The sequence below is a fragment of the Candidatus Hydrogenedentota bacterium genome (assembly GCA_018005585.1).
In the GTDB taxonomy this organism is placed as follows: domain Bacteria; phylum Hydrogenedentota; class Hydrogenedentia; order Hydrogenedentales; family JAGMZX01; genus JAGMZX01.
In genome coordinates this window covers 1-5,111 of the sequence record JAGMZX010000250.1, presented here as the reverse complement: position 1 = coordinate 5,111, position 5,111 = coordinate 1, and the positions used below count along the sequence as shown (strand labels likewise).

At 63.5% G+C, this 5,111-nt stretch carries 4 protein-coding genes and 2 riboswitches; of the genes, 3 read left to right on the top strand and 1 reads right to left on the bottom strand.

Translation table 11 applies throughout. The annotated features are described in order from the left end of the window. Window positions 1-464 (bottom strand): caspase family protein (locus tag KA184_23190; protein MBP8132496.1); only part of this gene is annotated, 464 nt, incomplete at its 3' end. Window positions 465-1,035: 571 nt separating this feature from the next. Between KA184_23190 and KA184_23185 the strand changes: the two genes are divergently transcribed. The 3 genes from KA184_23185 to KA184_23175 all read left to right on the top strand — a co-directional run bounded on the left by KA184_23185 (window position 1,036) and on the right by KA184_23175 (window position 4,750). After that, the gene (locus tag KA184_23185) at window positions 1,036-2,781 is read left to right on the top strand and encodes a zinc ribbon domain-containing protein (GenBank protein MBP8132495.1); all 1,746 of its coding nucleotides are present in this window, start codon (window positions 1,036-1,038) and stop codon (window positions 2,779-2,781) included. A gap of 16 nt (window positions 2,782-2,797) precedes the next feature. Continuing rightward, window positions 2,798-3,199, top strand: a complete 402-nt coding sequence (locus tag KA184_23180; GenBank protein ID MBP8132494.1) for a hypothetical protein — start codon at window positions 2,798-2,800, stop codon at window positions 3,197-3,199. Between the two features lie 121 nt (window positions 3,200-3,320). Further along, a riboswitch (SAM riboswitch) is annotated at window positions 3,321-3,426 on the top strand. A gap of 231 nt (window positions 3,427-3,657) precedes the next feature. Then, a riboswitch (SAM riboswitch) is annotated at window positions 3,658-3,764 on the top strand. A 101-nt stretch (window positions 3,765-3,865) separates the two neighbouring features. Beyond that, a complete protein-coding gene (locus KA184_23175) occupies window positions 3,866-4,750 on the top strand; it encodes a hypothetical protein (protein ID MBP8132493.1) in 885 nt (294 codons plus the stop codon). Window positions 4,751-5,111: the final 361 nt, after the last annotated feature.

Below are 5,111 nucleotides of genomic sequence, written 5' to 3'. Positions count from 1 at the left end.
CCTTCCGCGCCCCGTTCCAGCGCCGCCGCGGCCGCGCCCCGGCCCGCCGGCCGGTTCTGGCAGCAGTCCAGCACCAGCAGCGTGTCCCGCGCGCCCGCCTGCGCCAGTTTCGCGCGCACGATGTCCAGCGGCACCGCCGTGCGGTCCAGGTCGTTCTCCAGCGTGTCGATCCCGCACAAGTACCGCTTCCCCGGCTCCGGCGCGAAACCGTGGCCCCAGAAGCCAAAGACCAGCAGGTCCAGGTCGCGCCGTTCCGTCAGGTCCGTCAACGCGTGTTCCACGAATCGGGAAAACGCGCACGTGGCGCCCGTCGCCTGACAGGTCATCAGTGTTATTTCGTGTTCCTCGAAGCCGCAGCACCTTTGAAGCATCTCGGCGAACGATTCCGCGTCCTGACGCGCATACTGCAGCGGGTTCAGGCCTTTGTACTCATTCACGCCCACCAACAACGCGCACCGCTTCATGAACAGTCCTCCCACCGCCCCGGCCCCCCGATTCTATTGTCGTTCCGGGCCGCCCCCGCCTTTCCACCGGAACGCCACTCATAGTCTATACGAAAGAGACTTCGCGCGCGATACGCGTCGAAAAGCAGTCGGAGACCGTAGTTTCCATATGGCCTGCACGGGCGGGACGCCCGGGACACCGTGGCATGGGCATCATCCCCGCGAAAGCGGGGACCATGCTCCCAATCCTCTGTCATTGACCCGCACGGGCGGGACGCCCGTGCCACCGTGGCATGGGCATCTTCCCCGCGAAAGCGGGGACCATGCTCCTAAACCCCTGTCATTGACTCGCACGGGCGGGACGCCCGTGAAGTGACTCGGGTTGTTCCCCATCAAGCTCTCGCCAAGGCGTTAATGTTTCGCAGTGTTTCGCAGTGTTGTCCCCCCAACAGGCGTTGGCTATAATACGGCCCTTGGACGCGGGAAGGGAAATGGACCACAGGGGTCCGCGGCGCATGAAATGGTGAGGCTCGGGGTATACGTGTCCACTTATTCGTCCGCGGAGTCCACAAACGGGAAGGTGCAGCGGGGTATGAGCGGCTCAACGGTAACGCTTCGGAAGCATCAACTCGACATCAAGAACCCCAACCACGTGTACGGGCTGGTGCGGGTCCTTATCGGAAGTTTCCTGGCATTTCTCCTGCTCACGAGCGCGCCGGCCCTGCAGAAAATGGCGGCGGCCGTCCCACACCAGCTGGAACTGCTGCAGCGCCCTGTGTCGGACCCGAGTGCCGTAGGCCGCCTCGTCGTACCACTGATCTTCTGGGGGATTAGCTTTCTGGCCGCATTCGCCGCGGTTCTGCATGTATTGTTCGGCGTGCTGGGCGGTTTGAAGAATCTTATGTCCTTCTTTGTGCCGGGGGACGTCCCCAAGGGCATTCGGGACGCGCAGCAGACCCTCAGCGATTTCTTCGAAAAACAGATTCTGCGGACCTACCAGTTGCCCATGGGCGGCCTGGTGACCGCGTCCGCAGTCATTTCGCAACGGCTGCGTTATCTCAGCACGGTTCAGCGCCGCGCCGCGGAGGGACTCGGCGGCCTTGTGGTGGGTCTCCTGTTTCTTACCGGCCTGGTGACCTTGCCCCGCTTCATTCCCGCCGAAGCTGTGGCAGAAGCAGACTTGGAGGCTTTTGTTGGGCCGGGGTGGCCGCTTCCGTACCTGCTCGCGCTGGTGTCGGTGTTCGCGGTAACGATCAAGGTATTGGCTACTCTCGCCTCGATTCCGCTTCATGTCCCCGGCGTGCGTTTCGTGGAGGAACAACTTGAGGTCGAAACAAGCGGGAACCCGGCCAACCTCTTCAATCACCTGCGCAAAGTCTCCAATGAACTTCGGGTCCAGGACATGCCGAACCGGCTGCTGCGGTCGCGCGAGCCGTCCATGCAGACGATGGGCCAGCATCAAACGCAGGGTTTCAGCGCTGAATTGATGTTTGAGACACAGCCCATTCCCGTGCGCGGCGGAATAGCGCTCAACGCAATCGTAATGGACTTGGGCGGCGGCGCCCTGCGTTGCGCGGGATACGCCCTGCTGCTGCAACCGGCCTGGGTACTCGGCGGGCAACAGTTGACACCCGGCGTGGCGATCGTCACGGTCTTTAGCGCGTTCGTTGCCTTGATGCTGGGTTCCGGATTCCTTCGTACAGGCTACAGTCTGCACAACTGGTTCCGCTTTGAGAGCGACGTCTTCTGGGTCAAGCTCGACGGCACATGCACCGCCAGCAAGATCGGCATCGGGGACGGGCACGGCGGCCAGTTGCATGCGGAGCGGGTGGCAATGCAGTTGACCGCCTATGCGCATATCTTCGGGGCGCGCATCACAACGGAATGCGACGAAGTCACTGTGCGCGAGAACGCGCCGCAGGGTGAAGTCATGGAACCCAACATTCCGTTGGTGCAACCTCGCATCCTTGTGGATTCCCGCGTGGACGACACCTTCCGCCGCCGTCTTGAGAAGTTGATGGAAGGCATCAAGGAAAGTCCCGCAACGGAAGACAAGCTCCCCGGTCCCGCCATGGACGACGCTAACTTGCAGAATATCGTGCGCAGCAACGCCCAAATCGCGGCGCTTCAAACGCAGGCACGCAAAGACCCGCAGGCCATGCTTGCATCGCCGAGCACAAAGCTGCTCGAAGGCACGCGTCCTCCGTCGCTTGCGCTGATTGAAGCATCCGGCTCGAAGACATGCCCCGATTGCGCCGAGGAAGTGAAGGTCGCCGCGCGCAAGTGCCGCTTCTGCGGATACGTGTTCCCGGGAGACGGCGCGGGCGCCGAACAGTAGCGGGGCGGCGAGACCCATGCTGCAACGCGACGCGCGCGACGGTCTGCTGAAGAAACGCCGGCAGGTCCTTCATCGTATCGAAGTCCTGCAGACGACTTCCCTGGAAGTTGAAACTCCGGTAACGTTCGCCGCGGTGTTTCAAGCGGGCAAACGGGGCTGGTGGTTCATCGGACTTGGAGTGCTGGGGTGCTTCCTTTTGGGCGCTGTTCTGGGATTGCCCCTCCTCATAATGCTGGCAATCCTGGCTGGCACACTCGGTGCCATTATATATGTGGGTATACTGTTCAGGCGTTTGGAGGCCCTGCAACAGCTTTCCACGTGCGCTGGCACGTCCCTTGCCGAGAGCACACTGCGTTCCTTGCAGGCGGAACTGCGCGAACTCGACCAGCGAATCAGGGACTTGGGCGACCCGGCGTAGCAGCAATCCCGCCATGGCAAGAGAGGCAGACGGGCTTCGTGTGAGGATTCTCGTATTGCCCATAGCGCGGGTATTGACATTTGCCGCCGGTTGTGTTATAAAGGTGTTGACAGTTGAAGATGTTGCATCCAGAGAGGCGTTAGGGTACTGGCCCAGTGACCGCCCGGCAACCTGCCCTGAAGGGTAAGGTGCCAAGGCCAGCCCGGTGAAACCGGGAACGATGAGGTCTTCCTCGCGGAAGGCAATCCATCACGTAAATTACCCTCTCGCCGTCGAGAGGGTTTCTTTTTTGCCCGCCCGCCTCCTCTGGACGCCCTGGAAAGGAGGTGAACGCCCCTGAACAGGCGCCCGCGCGCCCGTGCCGCCCCGTTTTGCGGCGCGAGCCCGCGCAGCGCACTCCGCCGGGAATGGCCCCGGCTTCATGACGTTCCGCCTGATTGTGTGTCTGGAAATTTGAACCTGCATCATGAGCGGCGCGAGGGAACTGGCCCGATGACCGCCCGGCAACCTGTCCGCCACGCGGACAAGGTGCTACCGCCAGCCCGGAGACCGGGAACGATGTGGCGCGTCCACGAGGACGCGCAAATCCCCCCTTGTCCCCGTGCTGTCTGGCCGGCGTCCCGTCCCATCCCCGTCCCGCCCGAACCGAAGAAAGGAAGACGAGCCATGAACAGCTACGGCTGCAATCTCGATTACCGGCCGGCGAGCTACTGGAGCGGCCCCGAAAGCGTGTTCGCCAACGTGAAAGGCGAACACCGCCGGCGGAGCATCCGAAGGCGCTTTGTGGAAGGCGCGGACGAAGAAATTCCCGAGGCGGTGCTTGCGGACAGTTTGGCGCCCGAACTGCGGCATGCGTTCGGGGCGGTCCACCCGCAACTGATGGGCGGCGAATACCTGCCCGACGCGGAAGCGGGCGAAGTGGAAATCGCGCGCGTGTCCCTGCACTCCACGTGCGGCGACGTCGAAACGATTACGGCGGAGTACGTGGACGGCGCGATCCGCTACTGCCAGCAGGACGAGTACGGCAAGTGCGTGCGCCTCGTGACGCCGGGCCAGCGCGAGCCGCTGACGCTGCGGCAGCTGGTCCTGCTGATCGAGGGCGTCCCCGGCAATTTCCAGTGCCGGCGGGGCATCGTGCTGGGTGACCTGTACCATTGCGTGGTGGGCCTGTGCGGCACGCCCGACGAATACCGGGCCCATTGGCAGGGAGACGAGGAAAACCGGTTGGAGGCACTTGAAGCCAGGAGCGGATTCTACACCGTGTCCTCCGAGTACTACGACGAACTGGGCACGTGGTTTAGCCGAGCCATTGCGCAGATGGCCGCCCGCCTGAGGCGGGGCGATTGCGGGCCGGATTGCGTGCCGGTGCACGGCGAGGACTTCGGTTTCCTGCAGCGCCTCGACTACGACCCGGGCCGGCTCGGCTACACGGACGAGGAGACGGAGGAGGCGCCCGCGAAGGCGGCGGAGACCGGCGAACCGGCCGGGAAGACGCGCGATTTCCTCGGGCATCTGCTCGGCAGCATCCCGGGGCCGGAAGAGAAGGATTGAGAACGCGGCGGTGCCGACGCCGCCGCGAAAAGTATGCATAAAGGGGTCCAATGATCCTGTGATGATGTAGACAGACGGCGGGGCAAGGCCCCGGCGAACGCGCTCTTTGAAACTTGAATCGGCATACTGACCCAGCAAACGGGGTCCTGCGCCCGGGAGGTCCGGGCCGCGGGACTTTACAGGCATGGGGCCGGCGGCGGCTTGTCCGGCCGCCGTCCCCGCCCATTTCTGAACAATCGCAATAAGACGAACCCCACGGCTGCCCACGCGCATCACGCGCCGTACTGCCGTGCCGAAGGGAGGTGAACACACATGACGCTGCAAGAAGCTTTGGCGCGCCGCGGGCGGCTCCAGGTGCACA